This window comes from Psychromonas antarctica, from assembly GCF_022267535.1.
In the GTDB taxonomy this organism is placed as follows: domain Bacteria; phylum Pseudomonadota; class Gammaproteobacteria; order Enterobacterales; family Psychromonadaceae; genus Psychromonas; species Psychromonas antarctica.
Genome location: NZ_JAHNZV010000027.1, coordinates 15,607 through 32,145, shown reverse-complemented (window position 1 = coordinate 32,145; position 16,539 = coordinate 15,607). Strand labels below are relative to the sequence as shown.

Sequence of the window (16,539 nt, the reverse complement as noted above, 5' to 3'; positions counted from 1 at the left end):
GTGAAGAGTTTGAATGGACAATCGAAGACAAGAATACTTTAGTGTTAAAAAGAGTTATTCCGCTGAAAATTAACGCTCGGGAGAGTATTGATAAAATCCACACGGACTTATGATCTCTGGTACTAGTAACCTCGCGCACCCAGCAAACACAAGTTGAGAAGCTCATTAAACATGCTTTTCGCTATTCCGATCGGCATTAAGGCATTGCATTTCAAAATGTAAAAGCTTAAGCACTGCAAGTTATCCCATCATATTGAGCGCACCTCTCGCTAATCAGTTTGCTCGGATCTTTCGCCAAGATAAGACGCGAGAAGCGGCCACATTTTTTAATAGAAATTCGATGAGAATGAAGCGCTTAAAAAATCACCACAAATTGATAGAGATTTAACACAACCCCCATAGACAGCGAATTTTATTAAGTATATGGTGCCTTGTTAAACCTGATCTAGATCAAAAACAACTCGTTAACTAATTAATATAACCATCGGCACTGTACCTCATCTATGTCAGCACAGAACAGGGAAGCTGCTTTTTTATTTTTTTGAAAATTAAAATGATGATCTAAACAGTATAAATTTAAGGGGTAGTATCGATGAGTAAAGAACAACTGCTTGCTAAAAATGATGTATTATTATCTATCACAGATGTCGATAGCAAGATTAAGTACGCCAATAAAAATTTTTGCGATATTGCCGGATACTCATTAGAAGAGTTACAAGGCCATCCTCATAATATGGTGCGCCACCAAGATATGCCCAAAGCGGCATTTAAAGACTTATGGCAAACGATTCAATCGGGTCAATCATGGATGGGCCCGGTTAAAAATCGCTGTAAAAATGGTGATTATTACTGGGTAAATGCGTTCATCACACCAATCAAAGATAGCCGCGGAGAGGTCTATGAATACCAGTCTGTGCGCACCTATCCCGATGCAGATGTCGTTACCCGCGCCACACAGGTTTACAAACAGCTTAACGATGGCAAAACCCCAACAAAGTTAACCCATAGCAGCGATCTTACAGGCTGGTTTCAAGTATTTTTTATACTGTCATTTACCTTCAGTTTACTAGTTGCCATTTTCAGTGAACTAAACCCACTATTTAGTGTTCCCATGATTATTGTTTCAGCGCTTTTTACCGGACTATTTATCAACTGGCGCTATAAATATAAAAAGCTCGTCGACGAAGCAAAATCTATTTTTAAGAATCCATTGATGAGCTTTATCTACTCCGGCAATAATGATGGTCTCGGCGTAATCAATCTAGCATTACAGATGCGCACAGCGGAGATCAAAGCCGTGGTGGGTCGAGTCAGTGATGTGTCTACAAACGTAACCCAAACCGCTAAGAAAGCAGCTGAATGTGGTGTCAGTGTCTCGACGGTATTAGCGCAACAAAACAGTGAAACCGATCAAGTCGCTACGGCGATGAATGAGATGTCGGCTACCATTAATGATCTCGCTGAAGTGGTCGGTAACGCTGCGCAAGCATCACAACAGGGATTAGATATTAGCAACCAAGGACAAGTCAGTGTTCAGGAAACGATTGCGGCTAATAATGAGCTAGCGACACAGTTAAATGAGGTAGAAGAGGCAATTGAACGGCTGGTTAATGGCAGCAAGTCAATTGAAAAAGTGCTAGGTGAAATAAGTAGCATTGCCGATCAAACCAACTTACTGGCATTAAATGCGGCTATTGAAGCCGCCCGCGCAGGCGAACAAGGGCGAGGCTTTGCAGTTGTTGCTGACGAAGTGCGCGCGTTGGCGCAACGAACTCAACAATCAACCAATGAAATAAATAAATTACTCACACAACTGCAGTCTGAATCCCACGCGGCGAATAGATCCATGGAGAAAGGCACTGCGCTTTCGATGCAGTGCGTGCAACTCTCAAATAATACCGGAAAATCCCTACAACAAATAATAACTGAAGTGACGCTACTGGCTAACCTTAACACCCAAATTGCCACCGCGATTGAGGAACAGTCTCTGGTCAGTGAAGAGGTTAATCGTAATGTTGTGGCGATTGCAGATATGGCCAAAAGCAGTGCAGAGCATGGGCAAGAAGCGGTTGAATTATCGAATGAATTATTAGATAAACTGGAAGAACAACAAGCCTTAGTGACACAGTTTTCTTAACTTATAAGTGAATGATAGCGCAATTCAGATGATATCAAACGGCTGACACTCGGCCCTTAAAGTAATTTGTTTTTTCTTGCAAACTATAGATAAGGACTATCTCATATCGTTTTCATTGAGATAGTCATTTACAGTCAATATAAAAAATGCAAATAATACATTTTTGATGTACGGATTTGCTAAAATCTCTACATTGTCGGCAGTTTATAAAAGCCGTTGCACCCGAGGTGCCCATTTAAAAAATTAGGAGCCCCCCATGAAAAAACAGATCACGTTGACGAGAGCCACGCTGACCCTTGCTGCTAGCATGCTGATTACTGCCTGCTCTGATGACGCTTCATTAACTGCCAGTCAGAAACTGATGGCAGACCCTATTGAAGTGACCATCACATCACTGGATGACTTAACTACTTTATTTGATAAATACCAATACAACGATCAAAGCTGGGAAAAAGGCGACCTAGAAATACCACGCATTACTTTTGAAGGGGTCGATGAACGCTGGGCTGAAGGTTCAAAAACACTACCAGTAGAGACTAAGAAAAGTGTATTTTTCCGTTTAATGGCTCCACTGGCATTGGTGGCTAATGAAAAGGTCCGCCATGAGCGTAAGATGATTAAAAGTAGCCCCTTAGATTCGCCGCAACTAAAAAAAATTGCTCTTAAATACCGCCTAATTAAAGAGACAACGACAGATCTAAATGAAACGTTGCGTAAAAAATTGTTAACTAAAGTTGATACACTGCCCCCTTCTTTAATACTGGCGCAGGCTGCTGAGGAGAGTGGTTGGGCAACGTCGCGTTTTACACAAGAGGGGAATGCCTTTTTTGGTCAGTGGGACTTCACGGGTAAGGGAATGAAGCCGTTAGCACAACGCGAAGAGCTAGGAGATTATGGTGTTGCCCGCTTCGACAGCCCGCTTGCATCCGTTGAGGGTTATCTATTTAATATTAATACCAATAATGCATTTAAAAAGTTACGTATTTTACGCGCCGATCTGCGCAGTAAAAATAAAGCGATTACGGGTATTAAGTTGGCCGGCACGCTGGATAAATACTCTGAACGTGGTCAAGATTATATCGATGGTTTACGCGCAATGATCCGCTATAACAAGCTGGAACCGTTCGACCAAGCCTATCTATCAGACAACAAGTTAATCCATTTGATCACTGATTAACAACGACATACAAAAATACAGCGCGTACAACTACGCGCATCATCATTAATCCACTAATGCCATATTAAAGCGGGCAAATCCCGCTTCTAAGTCGGCAATTAGATCGTCGACATTTTCAAGGCCTATATGCAAACGGATCAGCGGTTTACTGCTATCCCATTGAGTAGTAGTACGCAGTTTATCAATGTCAAACACACCTAAAATCAGACTTTCATAACCGCCCCAAGAAAAGCCCATTTTAAAATGCTGCATATTCTCGACTAAGGCGGTGACCGATTTTAAATTTCCCTCTTTTAATACAAAAGAGAATAGACCATTGGAGGCGCTAAAATCACGCTTAAAGAATTCATGACCGGGGCAAGTTGCAAAAGCAGGATGGCGCAGATGATCGACCTCTGGTCGTGCAGCTAGCCAGTTGGCAATCTGTAAGCCGTTCTTTTCATGCTGCGCCATGCGCACGCCAAGTGTACGTAAGCCACGACTTGCTAGATAAACATCATCAGGAGAAGTGCACTGGCCCATTAGATAACTATTTTCACGTAATTGCGGCCAATATTTTTCATTGGCCGTTGCAGTGCCCATCATGACATCCGAATGGCCGACAATATATTTAGTCGCCGCTTGAATGGAAATATCCACCCCCATATCAAACGGACGGGAATTAATCGGTGATGACCAGGTATTATCCAACATCACCAGCAGATCGTTCTGATGAGCAATAGCACTTAATGTCGGTACATCCTGAATCTCCATGGTAATCGAACCCGGTGATTCTAAAAACAATACTTTAGTATTAGGCAAGATAAGATCGCTAATACCGGCACCAATTAAGGGATTATAATAAGTGGTTTCAATACCGAAACCGGCCAGCAGACCATCGCATAATGAACGGGTTGGCTCGTACACGTTATCCACCATTAAAAGATGATCGCCTGCTTTTAAGAAAGACAGTAGTGCGCCACTAATAGCTGCAGAGCCTGATGGATAGAGTGCGCAACCGACACCGCCTTCAAGCTCAGCAATCGCGGCCTGAAAAGCAAAATGCGTTGGCCCACCACGACGCCCATAAAACATCTCCCCGTTAGTACGATTTTTGGATGCAAAGCGCATCTCTTCCATGGTATCAAAAAGCATGGTTGATGCACGAAATACAGGGGGATTAACGACCCCTTTGGCCCATTTTTTATCACGGCCTAAACTAACAATCTGTGTTTCTTTTTTCATAACAAGCTTCCATCAATAAGTATTCGATCGGCAAATATCATCTTTAAAGTATGTTAACATTTCAGCAACAGATGAACAGCATCAACGAGACGATACTTCAGGGTTTTTTTATCTTATAATCCCCCTTTATTCGGCAATCATCAGGCGATACTATGCACTTTGAATCACAGTTCCCACTCAATCGACAACACCTTGAAGAGTGTTACGATCAATCTCTGCCCTTTAATAAAAACAGCACCCCGCGGTTTAAATTTATCGCGCTGTTAGTGACCAGCGCGCTGCTTATTTTTGTATTTTCGAAACAACTAGATGTGTTAGCTTATTTCTTAATAGCATTGGCTTTAGTTGAATTTATGAGTTTTCATTACCGTCGGGCATGGTGGTTGAGCAGACAAATCTGGAGCCGAAATTCAGGCAATACGATTACCTTAGTGATTGATGATAAAGGAATAAAAACACAGAGCTTATACAACAACAGCCAACTCTTATGGTCTGATCTGCTTAAAGTAGGAGAGACTGATTTAGGATTAATGCTGACATTTAAAAGCGCTAAGTTGTATTACCTTTCCAAATCAAATTTAAACAATGTAGTTTGTGAATTTATCAAACAGCAGGCCCATTAAAAATCTTTAATGGTTTTTATTTCAATAACGCTATAGGCGGGCGTTTGATAAGGGTGAGCGGCGAGTAAAGCTTGTAAAATAGGCTTTATCTTGGCCGCTATACAAACCATTTCAACTTTATACTCTGGCACCTTTTGCACTTGATCAACAATGCCAATAAAAGGGGTACTTGCGGCCAGCGGCCTAAACTGTCCTGTACCTAAACATTGCCAAGCACAGCTTTCATAATCCCCCATGCTCCCCGCGCCAGCCTTAAAGACTGCCGACTTAACCATTTCCAGATGTGAGACTGGAACATAAAAAACAAGCTGATACATGTTATTTTCCTTTTTTGTAGAGAAAAATCGGTAAAATAAGCAAACAGGTGGTCAGCATATCCGCAATACTATGATAGTTAAGTAACCACATAAGATAAAAATAAGCACACAGCGACAGCGGTGACACAAATAGAAGCAATCTATTTTTAAAGCATAAATCGACCACTAACAACAGAGCAATCGCGCTATGAGTACTGTAATCCATGCCCCCATAAGCCCATATCCCAAAATAGATATCCACCAGCATCAAAGCATAAACAACACTTACTAATAGCAGTAACCTTTTAAATTGTGATTTGCGCCTTTGAATCAATTCTTTTTGCCAATAATAAATCCAGCACAGCAAGAGTAGCGGAGTGTATAGATCGGCGATAATTGCCAACATATTGCTCATTTAAACTGATTAAAAAAACGTAAGCGTTGTAAATAACGTTGTTGCTGATCAGCCAAACAGGTAGGTTTAAAACGGATTTTCTCACCTGCTGACTTTTGTACCAGTAAATTTAAATCACAACGCGCAACACAGCCGATTTTAGGATAACCACCTAGTGTTTGCCTATCTTGTAATAAAATAATAGGTAAACCATCGGCTGGAATTTGAATACTGCCCAGTGCGATGCCCTCGGAAATAATTCCCTTGCTTAAACCGCCAATACTTTTCCCCGTCAAACGTAATCCCATACGGTCGCTTTGTGTACCAATAGTATATTCAATATTATAAAACATCGCTTTTTGTCTACTTGAAAAGTATTCGCATTGATATGCTTCAATAACGCCTAAAGTTAAGGGGGAATTATAATCAGGAATAAACTGCTCAGGGATTTTTGTAGTAATCAAGCGATCTAGCTGTTCAAAAGCCGATAAACGATCGCCGTTTTTTAAATTGCTACCCGTACCATCAAGCCCTCCTATAAAGTTACGTGTAACCGTACTGCAGCTGCCATATTTTTTGCGGATATTAAAACCGCCCTTGACCGCTAAATAAGCACGAACGCCAGAGCTTGCAAAGCCAAACTTTAAACCTTGCCCCTTTTTAAGAACAAAACTACGGTTGTTGCTTTGCGCTTTTTTTTGTCCCGATGGCATCACGATAAAGGCGCTCATCTCGGCCCCCGTTATGGCCAGTTGCAAGTCACATTCAGCAATAAATTCAGCTTGCCCAAAGCTGATTTCAATTAAAGATTTATCAGCGCTGTTTTTTAGTAGGTAATTTGCCCAGCCAGCGGCCAATGGATCGCCAACGCCACCTTGGCTTAAGCCCTGTTTGGCTTGCCCATAACGCCCAAGATCTTGTAACTGGCTAAATACCCCCGCATTAAGCACATATAAACCCGAATTACTTTTCATCGATTATTTGTCCGCCTAGTCTAAGAAACTCATCCAGCAAAATAGAGCGGAATTTAACGCTATCTCCTATCGCAAAGGGCGTAATGGGATCATTATTGAGGTCAAAAAGTTTAACCGGACAGTTACCTATAATCTGCCAACCCCCGGGACTATCAGCAGGATAAACAGCCGTTTGCGCATCGGCAATGGCCACACTACCAGCGGGTACAACAGCGCGCGGCGAGGCATGTCGAGCAATATTAATGGCCGCTGGCACCTGCGCCAAAAACGCAAAACCAGGCGCAAAACCAACCGCACAAACACGGTATTTTGTGTCGCTATGTAATTGAATAATTTGCTCAATACTTAAACCGGTTTGTTCAGATAGTGCAGGCAAATCCCAACCTACCGAAACATTATAATAAACAGGTAATTCAATAACCTTATTTTGCCCTTTAAAAACGCTATTTAGCGAAGTTGACAAAACAGCTGTTTCAAGCAGATTTTCGACGACTAACGGCGCTATTTTTAATAGATTATAATGCACTAGGATGGTGCTGTAGGAGGGGGTAATATCAACCAATGCATCACCTAATTGCATTTCAATCTGTTTCACTAAAAAGGCTATTTTATCAGTTAAAGCGAGATCAATTGTATCGCTGACTTGGATTAAAAAACAATCTTCATTAAGCGCCAAAATTTTCATTATTTGTCAGTCAGTCTAAATTGAGTAAGTAGGTGCTGCAACTGTTTAACTAATAAAATGCCAGCGGCGTTATCACCATGTACGCAAATAGTATCCACCTTAAGTTTTATCTCTTTACCGTTGCGGGTGCTCACTGTTTGTCGGTCGATTAATTGTTTTACCTGTTTTTTTATCAATTCAGCACTGTTTAACACCGCGCCCTCTTGGCTGCGGGCAACGAGGTGTCCCGTCTCATCGTATGCTCTATCCGCAAACGCCTCTAAAATAAGCTTAATACCCGCTTGCTCCGCTATTTTATGATATGCCTGCAGATCCGGCCTTGCTAAAATCATTAATGCTAACGGCGTTTTAAAACTCACCAGCGCATCAATAATCGCAGCGAATATTCTGATATCGGCCATCATATCGTTATATAGCGCGCCATGGGGTTTAACATATTCAAGCGGTTTCCCCTGCAGAGCACACAGCGCACTTAATGCACCAACTTGATAACAGACGAGATGGGTAATTTGTGCATAACAGTGTGCAATTGAGCGACGACCAAATCCCTGTTTATCGTTATAACCCGGATGAGCGCCAATTTGCACATTATATTTTATGGCAAGTTGAATGGTCTGCGCCATCACATCGGGATCGCCTGCATGAAATCCGCAGGCAATATTTGCCTGATTAACCCAAGGCATCACATCCTGATCAGCCCCAATTTCCCAAGCGCCGTAACTTTCACCCATATCACAATTTAATTTCATATATTTTCCTGTTGGGCACCGTTTCGCACCTAGACCTATTGAACATGCTAAAATTAGCAAGTCATGAGATGAACAGTGCCTAAGCGCGAAGGTGAAGAGCTAACGGGTATATCAAACATCTAATTTTAGCGCTATTAATAACGTTTTAAAAACATCGTCTAAGGGGGCATGAATCTCAACTAACTGCCCAGTTTGAGGATGATTAAAAGACAAATAAGCAGCATGTAACAGTAAGCGATAACAATCAAAGTGGTCTCGAAACATGGCATTATGTTTACCGTCGCCGTGCGACGTATCTCCCACTATTGGATGACGCAAATGTGCCATATGACGGCGCAACTGATGTTTACGCCCAGTTTTAGGAATAAGTTCCATTAAACTATAGCGCGATGAATCATAAGGGCGCACCGCAATCGGCAGCATAGTTTTAGCTAAACAGTGATATTGTGTAAATGCCGGTTGCGCGGGTTTATCCTGCAGCGCCTGTTTATCTGCAATTTTATCGAGCTCTTCTTTTAATGGGTAATCAAGCCCACCATCTTCTAAATAACCACGCACAACGGCTAAATAGCGTTTATTTGTGCTGTGATTTGAAAATTGCTCACTGATATTTTTAGCACTTTCTTTATCTAATGCAAACAGTAAAATCCCCGAGGTGGGGCGGTCTAAACGATGCACTGGATAGACATATTGGCCAATCTGGTTGCGTACTTTTTGCAGTGCAAATTCAGTGGCATGGCAATCTAACCAACTACGATGTACTAATAAACCGGAGGGTTTATTGACCGCCACTAAAAATTCGTCCTGATAAAGAATATCGAGATCTGGGCTAAGGGCTTCGACACTAATATCTTGCTCGGCAAGTGCCTCAGTAAAATCTGGCTGTTGATGCGTGATACCTTGGTCCATCCGTTTAACTCGCTTTATTATTATTTATCAGTAAATCTATACGACCGATAATTTCAATGATAGGGGCACTATTAACCGCAACGCGTTTAAAATATTCGCTGGCCATCGGCTGTACTGACATTGCCACTGGTAGCGGCAAAGAAAACTGCAATAAGTGACTTATTTTACCGATAAAAATAAACTGTAACCACTGCACAAAAGTTAAGGTATCAATTGCGAAAGGGGCACGGCTGCTTAACGCGGAAATGCTAGGGGGCATGCTCTGCCACAAATTCAGCAAACGTAATTCGGCTTCTAATCCATTTAGTTCCTGTAGCAGCAAGTGGCGTTGCTTACAGTCGGCCTCGGATAGTGCCAATTGGTTGTTTAACATCTGTCTTCCCCCAATCTAAAAACCACCACTAATATACCACCCGAGCGGGCAAAGCACATAAATTCCTGCCCACATTTATTAAGGAGTTGTTATAATCACAGCATGTTATGAACAATAGAATGAAATCACTATGAATATCAGTACCTTTACCGACTTTTTAGAGCAATCGCAGTGCCAATATAGAATTTATGATCTCGGCCGTAAAGTGGCTAAAATTTGCAATAGTGATTTTAAAAAGATAAGCCATAACGAGCAAGCTTACCCCTACCCGATTCAGCAGCAGGCTTTTATCGCTATCACCTTTTGGCAAGTAGGCAAACAACAGAGTCATTTTATCTGGTTTTTAAAAATGCCTATCGATGAACAGGGATTTCTAAAAATTACAGCACAGACCAGCTTTATTAAAATGGTGGTAGAAGCAATGGGAAAAAATTTAACGGCAGAAATAGACAAAGTAATGCAAGAATCCTTAGCGAGCAACCCGTTTATATTTAAGCCGAACGCTGAAAAATTGGCTATTTTTAATGCCAACATCAATGCCGACTTTATCCGTCCCGCCTCCTCTTTTTATCCTGCCGCATTAAGCTATTTTTCAGGGAAACAGCATTGGAATGACTGGCAAGCATTAGGTATGCAAGGGATCGCCGATATAGCGGCACGCTTAAACTCAGATAATAACCAGCAAAGTATTATCAATGCCCTTTCGCATCTTCCGCAACAGCCCCTACAGACATTAGCCTTATGTTTAGAGCATCAAACAATCACTACAGAGTTAGCCACCGCTATCGCAGAACAGGCTAAAATAGAACTACACGCGGACCGTCAAGATAACGCTATTTTATTGCTGCGCGCGTTGGCAAGCTCCCCTGCCGTTGACGTTACCAAAGGACTGTTAGAAAAACAGTTTTCTTCTGTTCTAATTTATAACGAGCATTGGTATATCGCTATTGCAGGGCGGTTATGGTCACTACTTGAAGATGAAACCTTACTTAACCGTTTTTTTGAAAGCTTAGCCAATCACCATGCAGCACTATTTTCACCACTCTTTAGCGATTTAGTAGCCATTCCTGCTCTGCGTGATAAGGTACTTAAGCAGTTACGTTTAAGCGCCCGCTCTCCAGCGCTTTCAGAGGCGATAGGGTTGCTATTTTCCGGCACAAAACAAAGTTAAGGGGGCATTATGACAAATCTGTTATTTATCTTTTTTTTGGTACTCGCGAGCACACTGATTTGGAAATTACGTCAACAATCGGAGTATGCCAAAGAGCTTATTACCCAGCACTGCCTCAAACTCGATCTGCAACTACTCTCAGTCGCCCGCTCGACGTTTAATTACAAATTCGGGGCGAATTTTCTGCAAGCTAGTTTTATCTTTGAATTTAGTAGCGATAACGATAACAACTATCAAGGTCATCTATTCTTATCCGGATTACATAGGCCAATATTTGTGTTGCCCGTGTATCGCTCTTTTGAAGCACCAGGTGCACTTCATTAATATAGATTAACGCTCGATAAGGATTTTATGGAAAATATTATATTAATTGCACAGCAACTCAGTAAAGAGGGAAAGGTGCCTAATACCGCACTGATTAAAGCACGTTTACTCAAAAAAGTGCCGTTACCGATGATTATCCAAGGACTAAAAATGTGGAAAGAGAATCCACAGAAAGAGATACCGATAGCTACCATGCAGGCACCTCCATTGGATAACGAAAACGCGCATTTTGAACGTCGCGTAGATGCCAAAATCGAGCAAGCGCTAGCGCCCTTAATAACTGAAATAGTGAGTTTACAGAGACAACTCAATCAGCTGCAAAAACAACTGGCAAAAGAAGAGTAAAGTTAACCATGTTTATTAAAGAGATCCGATTTGAGTGCTATCAGAACACCCAATATGCAGCAGTTGAACGCGCAATTAATAACTACTTTGATATGCTCCGGTATAATGGACAGATCTTAGGCCGTGAATTCCCTGTTGCCATGTTTGCCAGCTGGTTTGTAGTTCGTTTAGTCTGCCCCGAAGAAAATAGCTTACATGATAAGTTTAATAGCCAGCAAGTAAAGCAGGCGTTAGATGGGTTGACCGCGGCCGGACTACTTGCACCTAAAATTAAAACCATTGGCGAAGATCTCAACTCGCTAGAGTGCGCATCTCACTTCAAACCAAGCTGGCAATTATTGTATACTACTTTTTTAGATACCTGTTCACCGCTGCGCTGCGGTGAAACCCTTGCTCCTATTCCGCTTTATCGTACAGCTGAAGCGATCAGTAATGGTGATCGTAAAAGCGTCATCAAGTGGCAGGAAGAATGGATTAATTGCGATGAACTACAGATGAATGGATCCGCAGTTTCCAGCGTAGCTTTACAAGAGCTGGGTGACGTAGATAGCCGACTTTACCACCGTGGCAGTGAGCTTTGTAAGCGCATTGAGGGCATTACCCATGTCCCAACTTACTATTACCTGTACCGCGTCGCCGGAAAAAGTTTACAGGAAGAGCAACAGAGAAAGTGCCCTTGCTGCGGAGGAGAGTGGAAACTCGACTCGCCACTGTTTGATATTTTTGATTTTAAATGTGATAGCTGCCAACTCGTTTCCAATCTATCTTGGGATTTTAAGAAATAACACCCATTTTACGCATTAGATGACCTATTAATGTGGATTAAAGCAAGGCATTCATTGCAGTAACTAATTATTCTAATTACAAAATAAATTACGAAGCTAACATTCATTTAACAACCATAAATGAATAGATAATGAGTCGATTTGGTATCAACATAAGGAATACTAATAATGAAAAAAGTCAAACTGATAGCCGCCATTGTGGTGGTTATTGTTATCTTCTTTTTTGCTCTGAAAAATTGCTCACAAGATGAAGTGGGCGATGTTTCTTTAGGTCTTTTCACCACCCAAGATATTAAAATCAATATACTGGTTGATCCTATTGTAACGGGGGTCACTTGTCATGTGGCTAGTATTGAAGCGGATTTAAGTTTCTCGGATCCCTCGGATTCATCGATCGCTTGCCGTCAAACAGGTGAAATCACCCCCGCAATGATCAGCCAAATCGATAAATCGGCATCAGGCAACGTGGTATTTAAAAAATCAAAAAGTATTTTCTTTAAGACCATGAAAATTCGACGTATTTTTGATGCGGATAATCAAACGCTGATGTATATCTCTTATTCGACTAAAGAGACATCTGGCAGTTTTAAACACAGTTTGTCAACAGTGCCACTGTGGGGTTCAAAAGCTTATCAAACAACAGCTACAAAATAACATCACAACAACGGCTTTTAAATGACATATGCAAATAGTAGGCTGCGGCAATCCCCTCCCCAGATTGTCGCCTCCAGTTCCCATCTTTTGGGTTAAAAAATTATAATGCGCTAAAATCGAAAATAAAATCCTTGCACTACAGCCTCTTGGAAGCTCCTCAGCGTACCATGTTATGATCACACGTTATTTGTAGCGTGCGATCTATGGGGTAAATCTATGTGCAAACTTTATTGAATATTGATCTCAAAGCAGTACTTTAGTTACCCGCACAAGTTCATGTTTTTAACATTTCTATTTTCTCCCCCCTTGACCGCAGTTTATAAACAGCTAACCTAACGGTCTGCTTATTTATTGTTCATTAAGTTCAATATATGCGCAGCTAGTCAGTCACAAAGGATGTGAAATTGAAACGATGAAGCGGTTCAACAAGTTAAAAATATCTGTTTTATTAGTATAAAAAACTCTATGCCCACTGTTTCACGCATTAGAGTCGTACCTCGAACACATATTTGTTGAATGCTCGTTCGTTCTAGGCTTTGTGGCCAAAGAATCAACTTACTAATGGAATAGGTATACTGATAATGAAATTCAAACTCAATGCAAACAAGATTAATTCCTGTCTACTGGGCACTTCGTTAGCTCTATTTTCTCAACTGGCCAGCGCCGATGTGATTTTACATGCATTCGACTGGAAGTATTCAGAGGTGGCCGCCAAAGCCGCAGAAATAGCTGAAATTGGCTATAAAGAAGTTTTAGTGGCTCCACCGCTAAAATCCGATAGCAACAATTCCCAATGGTGGGCACGTTATCAACCACAAGATCTTCGTGTAATAGATAATAATCGCGGAAATAAAGAAGATTTTCAAAACATGATCAACGCCTTAAATGCCCATGGCGTTAAAACTTATGCAGATATTGTTATAAACCAGACGGCTAATGAACGCGGCAATTCAACCTATTTCCCCGGCGCAGATACAATCAATGATTATATGAACAACAGCGGCTATTGGGAAAAACAAAAACTGTTTGGTGATTTGAGCAATAATTTATATACCCCTGGCGATTTTCACGCGGAGTTTTGTATTAGCGATTGGACCAGTGTATGGGAGTCAATGAACGGGCGAATTTGTGGTGGTAATGGCGACCGTGGCTTACCCGATTTAGATCCTAATGACTGGGTTCGTGCGCAACAACGTAGCTACCTGCAAGCAATAAAAAATATGGGCGTTAAAGGATTCCGTATTGATGCTGCAAAGCATATGACCACATGGCATATTAACCAAGTATTCACTGATTCAATTAAACAAGATATGTACCTATTTGCTGAAATCATCACCGGCGCAGGCAGCGGCAATATCGATTATGATACATTCTTAGAACCCTATTTACGTGAGACAACGCACAGTGCATATGATTTCCCACTGCTCAAAACGTTACGCGATGCTTTTTCTTCCAACGGCAGCTTAACTGCATTAGCCAATCCTAAATCATGGGGCGGTGCGATTGATGGTATGCGCGCATTAACTTTTACTATCACCCACGATATCCCAAGTAATGATGGCTTCCGTTACCAAATCATGAGTGAAACCAATGAACATCTAGCCTACGCTTATATTCTTGGGCGCCAGGAAGGTGTACCTATGGTATTTAGTGACGCAACAGGTGTTGATAATGGTCGTTGGGTTAACGATTATAAGCAAGATAATTTAAAAGCAATGGTTAAATTCCATAACAGTGTTCAAGGCGCGGATGAGGAAGTTTTATACTCAGATCAATGTGCGTTGGTTTTCCGCCGCGGTCAAGCAGGCCTCGTAGGTATTAACAAGTGCGGTTATAATAAAGATATCAACATCGATGCGAGCGGTTTAAAGCAATCAGCAAGTTATGCTGATGTGTTTACAGGTGCCAGCTTCGAGGTAAATAGCAACAGTTATACAATCAATATTCCCGCAAGTTCAGCGAGAATGTGGTTAGCAGATGGTGAAGTTGTTATTATTAATCCAACCAACGTAGACGTAAATTTCACTTGTAATAACGGCTATACCAATATGGGCGACAGTGTTTACGCAGTTGGCGATCAAGCTGAACTTGGCAATTGGCAAGCAGCGAGTGCTGTCAAACTAAACCCAGCCAGTTACCCCGTTTGGACCGGTAGTATCTCACTTCCAGCAAATACCAATATTGCATGGAAATGTATTATCCGTAACGAAACCAATCCGAGCAATGTTATTCAATGGCAGTCAGGTGCAGATAATACCGTCAACACCGGGACTGGCGCTTCAACAACAGGTGGTTTTTAACCTATAAGCGTGTTGCTTAGTCGTTAATAGTGTTACAACCAAATATGCTTAAAACCAGCCCTCTCGGCTGGTTTTTTATTTAGAAACGCTACAAAGCATTTAAAAATAGACTATTTTGGAAAAATAACCATGCGGCTCAGGAACCAAAACCCACTTCTACTGCCTGATAAATAAGTATTTTTAACATTAATAAAAAAGTAAGCTTAGCGCCATTCTGTAGTAGAATTATGCAGCTGTAATGACTCTATGATGGTAAATTTGACGAACAGCATCTAATTTAGCCACACCAATGGGTAGAAACAAAAGAGATGATGGCTGAATATTTACTTAATGGTTATTCCTATGGGGTCTCAATAATGACCAATAGCAGAAAACAGATAAGCGCAAACGATTCACACTGGGGATCTCCATCTGTGAACTGGTAGCGTGTAAATAAATCGCAGGATAGTCATCAGACATTAAAATTTCGAGGAAAAAAAATGCGCACACCTGAAAGACATAAAGTGAAAAAAAACCGCAACTCTGAGATAACTTACACAGTGATTGCATTTGCAATTATTGTCGGCGGCACTTATTTTTATATCAACAGCGGGAAAATAGCACCACAACATCCCGCTGCACAGCTTACGCCCATAAGCTTACCCACGACAGCGCCCGTGAATGAGCAGCAAGCAACTGACACAATTGACAAAGAAGTCACAACAGCAGACACAACTATTGAGCCAGCTGAGACACTTGCGCCAACTGGCGAAGTTGAAGCAAGCAATCTTTCTTCACTAAATGATTCCGATGCGACGGTCTTATCATCTGCTCAGTCAGTGTCATTATTACCGAGCTATACGGTACTATTAAAACAAACGAATATTATTAGAAATCTAGTGGTCTTTATTGATAACTTGTCCAGAGGTGAATTACTGACTAAATATAGTCCATTAATTAAGCCAACGGAGCCTTTTAGCGTGCTTAAAGTGGATAATGAAATTTATCTTGATACAAAAAGCTATCATCGCTATGATCTTTATGTCGATATTATAAACGCGATTAATATTGACTATGCGATCGACCAATACAGATTATTAACCCCTCTATTTTCAGAAGCTTATGCGGAACTCGGTTATTCTGAAAATGCCTTCATTTCAACATTATCTGCGGCGATAGAGGGCGTTCTTAATGCCCCGATTATCCGCGAACCGATTAAATTAGTGGCGCCATCTGTCATGTATAAATTCGCCGATCCGCAATTAGAGGCGTTATCATCAGCAGATAAACTGATGATTCGGATGGGGCCTGATAATATGCTCAAATTAAGAGTAAAGTTACAAAAAATCCAAATCGCATTGAAAAGCTTATCCGAACAGTAGTCTCCGGGGTTATAGGCCGCCAGAGATGATATCTGCGCGGTTTTATACACGCCTCGGC

Annotated in this window: 18 protein-coding genes; 10 read left to right on the top strand and 8 right to left on the bottom strand. The window is 41.4% G+C overall.

Annotated features, from left to right (window positions below):
• The first annotated feature begins 592 nt into the window (after positions 1–592).
• Entirely contained in the window at positions 593–2,137 is a 1,545-nt protein-coding gene (locus KSO91_RS08510) for a methyl-accepting chemotaxis protein (protein ID WP_238742530.1), read from the top strand.
• A gap of 256 nt (positions 2,138–2,393) precedes the next feature.
• A complete protein-coding gene (locus KSO91_RS08505; RefSeq protein ID WP_238742529.1) occupies positions 2,394–3,314 on the top strand; it encodes a glucosaminidase domain-containing protein in 921 nt (306 codons plus the stop codon).
• Positions 3,315–3,359: 45 nt separating this feature from the next.
• Here KSO91_RS08505 and KSO91_RS08500 read toward each other — a convergent pair whose 3' ends face one another.
• Positions 3,360–4,538, bottom strand: a complete 1,179-nt coding sequence (locus KSO91_RS08500) for a cystathionine beta-lyase (RefSeq protein WP_238742528.1) — start codon at positions 4,536–4,538, stop codon at positions 3,360–3,362.
• Positions 4,539–4,690: 152 nt separating this feature from the next.
• Here KSO91_RS08500 and KSO91_RS08495 point away from each other — a divergent pair, with 152 nt between their 5' ends.
• Positions 4,691–5,161, top strand: a complete 471-nt coding sequence (locus KSO91_RS08495) for a YcxB family protein (RefSeq protein WP_238742527.1) — start codon at positions 4,691–4,693, stop codon at positions 5,159–5,161.
• On the opposite strand, the gene KSO91_RS08490 is transcribed toward KSO91_RS08495, so the two are convergent.
• From KSO91_RS08490 to KSO91_RS08460, 7 genes are all read right to left on the bottom strand, one after another.
• Positions 5,158–5,478 (bottom strand): YqfO family protein, encoded by a 321-nt coding sequence (locus KSO91_RS08490; RefSeq protein ID WP_238742526.1) that lies wholly within the window; start codon positions 5,476–5,478, stop codon positions 5,158–5,160. The genes KSO91_RS08495 and KSO91_RS08490 overlap by 4 nt on opposite strands.
• A gap of 1 nt (position 5,479) precedes the next feature.
• Complete coding sequence (locus KSO91_RS08485; protein ID WP_238742525.1) at positions 5,480–5,863, bottom strand: hypothetical protein; 384 nt, start codon at positions 5,861–5,863, stop codon at positions 5,480–5,482.
• A 5-nt stretch (positions 5,864–5,868) separates the two neighbouring features.
• Complete coding sequence (locus tag KSO91_RS08480) at positions 5,869–6,825, bottom strand: 5-oxoprolinase subunit C family protein (RefSeq protein WP_238742524.1); 957 nt, start codon at positions 6,823–6,825, stop codon at positions 5,869–5,871.
• Positions 6,815–7,510, bottom strand: coding sequence for a 5-oxoprolinase subunit PxpB (pxpB, locus tag KSO91_RS08475; protein ID WP_238742523.1), 696 nt, complete (start codon positions 7,508–7,510; stop codon positions 6,815–6,817). Before pxpB ends, KSO91_RS08480 begins: the two co-directional genes overlap by 11 nt.
• Positions 7,510–8,259 (bottom strand): 5-oxoprolinase subunit PxpA, encoded by a 750-nt coding sequence (locus KSO91_RS08470; RefSeq protein WP_238742522.1) that lies wholly within the window; start codon positions 8,257–8,259, stop codon positions 7,510–7,512. Before KSO91_RS08470 ends, pxpB begins: the two co-directional genes overlap by 1 nt.
• Positions 8,260–8,370: 111 nt before the next feature.
• Positions 8,371–9,168: a tRNA pseudouridine(65) synthase TruC gene (truC, locus tag KSO91_RS08465; RefSeq protein WP_238742521.1), complete on the bottom strand. Its 798-nt coding sequence runs from the start codon at positions 9,166–9,168 to the stop codon at positions 8,371–8,373.
• Positions 9,169–9,172: 4 nt separating this feature from the next.
• A complete protein-coding gene (locus KSO91_RS08460) occupies positions 9,173–9,541 on the bottom strand; it encodes a YqcC family protein (RefSeq protein ID WP_238742520.1) in 369 nt (122 codons plus the stop codon).
• A gap of 130 nt (positions 9,542–9,671) precedes the next feature.
• Between KSO91_RS08460 and KSO91_RS08455 the strand changes: the two genes are divergently transcribed.
• From KSO91_RS08455 to KSO91_RS08425, 7 genes are all read left to right on the top strand, one after another.
• On the top strand, positions 9,672–10,712 hold the full coding sequence (locus KSO91_RS08455) for a DUF3549 family protein (RefSeq protein ID WP_238742519.1): 1,041 nt from the start codon (positions 9,672–9,674) through the stop codon (positions 10,710–10,712).
• 9 nt (positions 10,713–10,721) lie between these two features.
• On the top strand, positions 10,722–11,036 hold the full coding sequence (locus KSO91_RS08450) for a DUF3301 domain-containing protein (RefSeq protein WP_238742518.1): 315 nt from the start codon (positions 10,722–10,724) through the stop codon (positions 11,034–11,036).
• A gap of 27 nt (positions 11,037–11,063) precedes the next feature.
• Complete coding sequence (locus KSO91_RS08445; RefSeq protein ID WP_238742517.1) at positions 11,064–11,381, top strand: hypothetical protein; 318 nt, start codon at positions 11,064–11,066, stop codon at positions 11,379–11,381.
• An 8-nt stretch (positions 11,382–11,389) separates the two neighbouring features.
• Positions 11,390–12,166, top strand: coding sequence for a Zn-ribbon-containing protein (locus KSO91_RS08440; RefSeq protein ID WP_238742516.1), 777 nt, complete (start codon positions 11,390–11,392; stop codon positions 12,164–12,166).
• 168 nt (positions 12,167–12,334) lie between these two features.
• A complete protein-coding gene (locus KSO91_RS08435) occupies positions 12,335–12,820 on the top strand; it encodes a CreA family protein (protein WP_238742515.1) in 486 nt (161 codons plus the stop codon).
• 581 nt (positions 12,821–13,401) lie between these two features.
• The gene (locus KSO91_RS08430) at positions 13,402–15,120 is read left to right on the top strand and encodes a carbohydrate-binding module family 20 domain-containing protein (RefSeq protein WP_238742514.1); all 1,719 of its coding nucleotides are present in this window, start codon (positions 13,402–13,404) and stop codon (positions 15,118–15,120) included.
• A 479-nt stretch (positions 15,121–15,599) separates the two neighbouring features.
• Entirely contained in the window at positions 15,600–16,481 is an 882-nt protein-coding gene (locus tag KSO91_RS08425; RefSeq protein WP_238742513.1) for a DUF3014 domain-containing protein, read from the top strand.
• Positions 16,482–16,539: the final 58 nt, after the last annotated feature.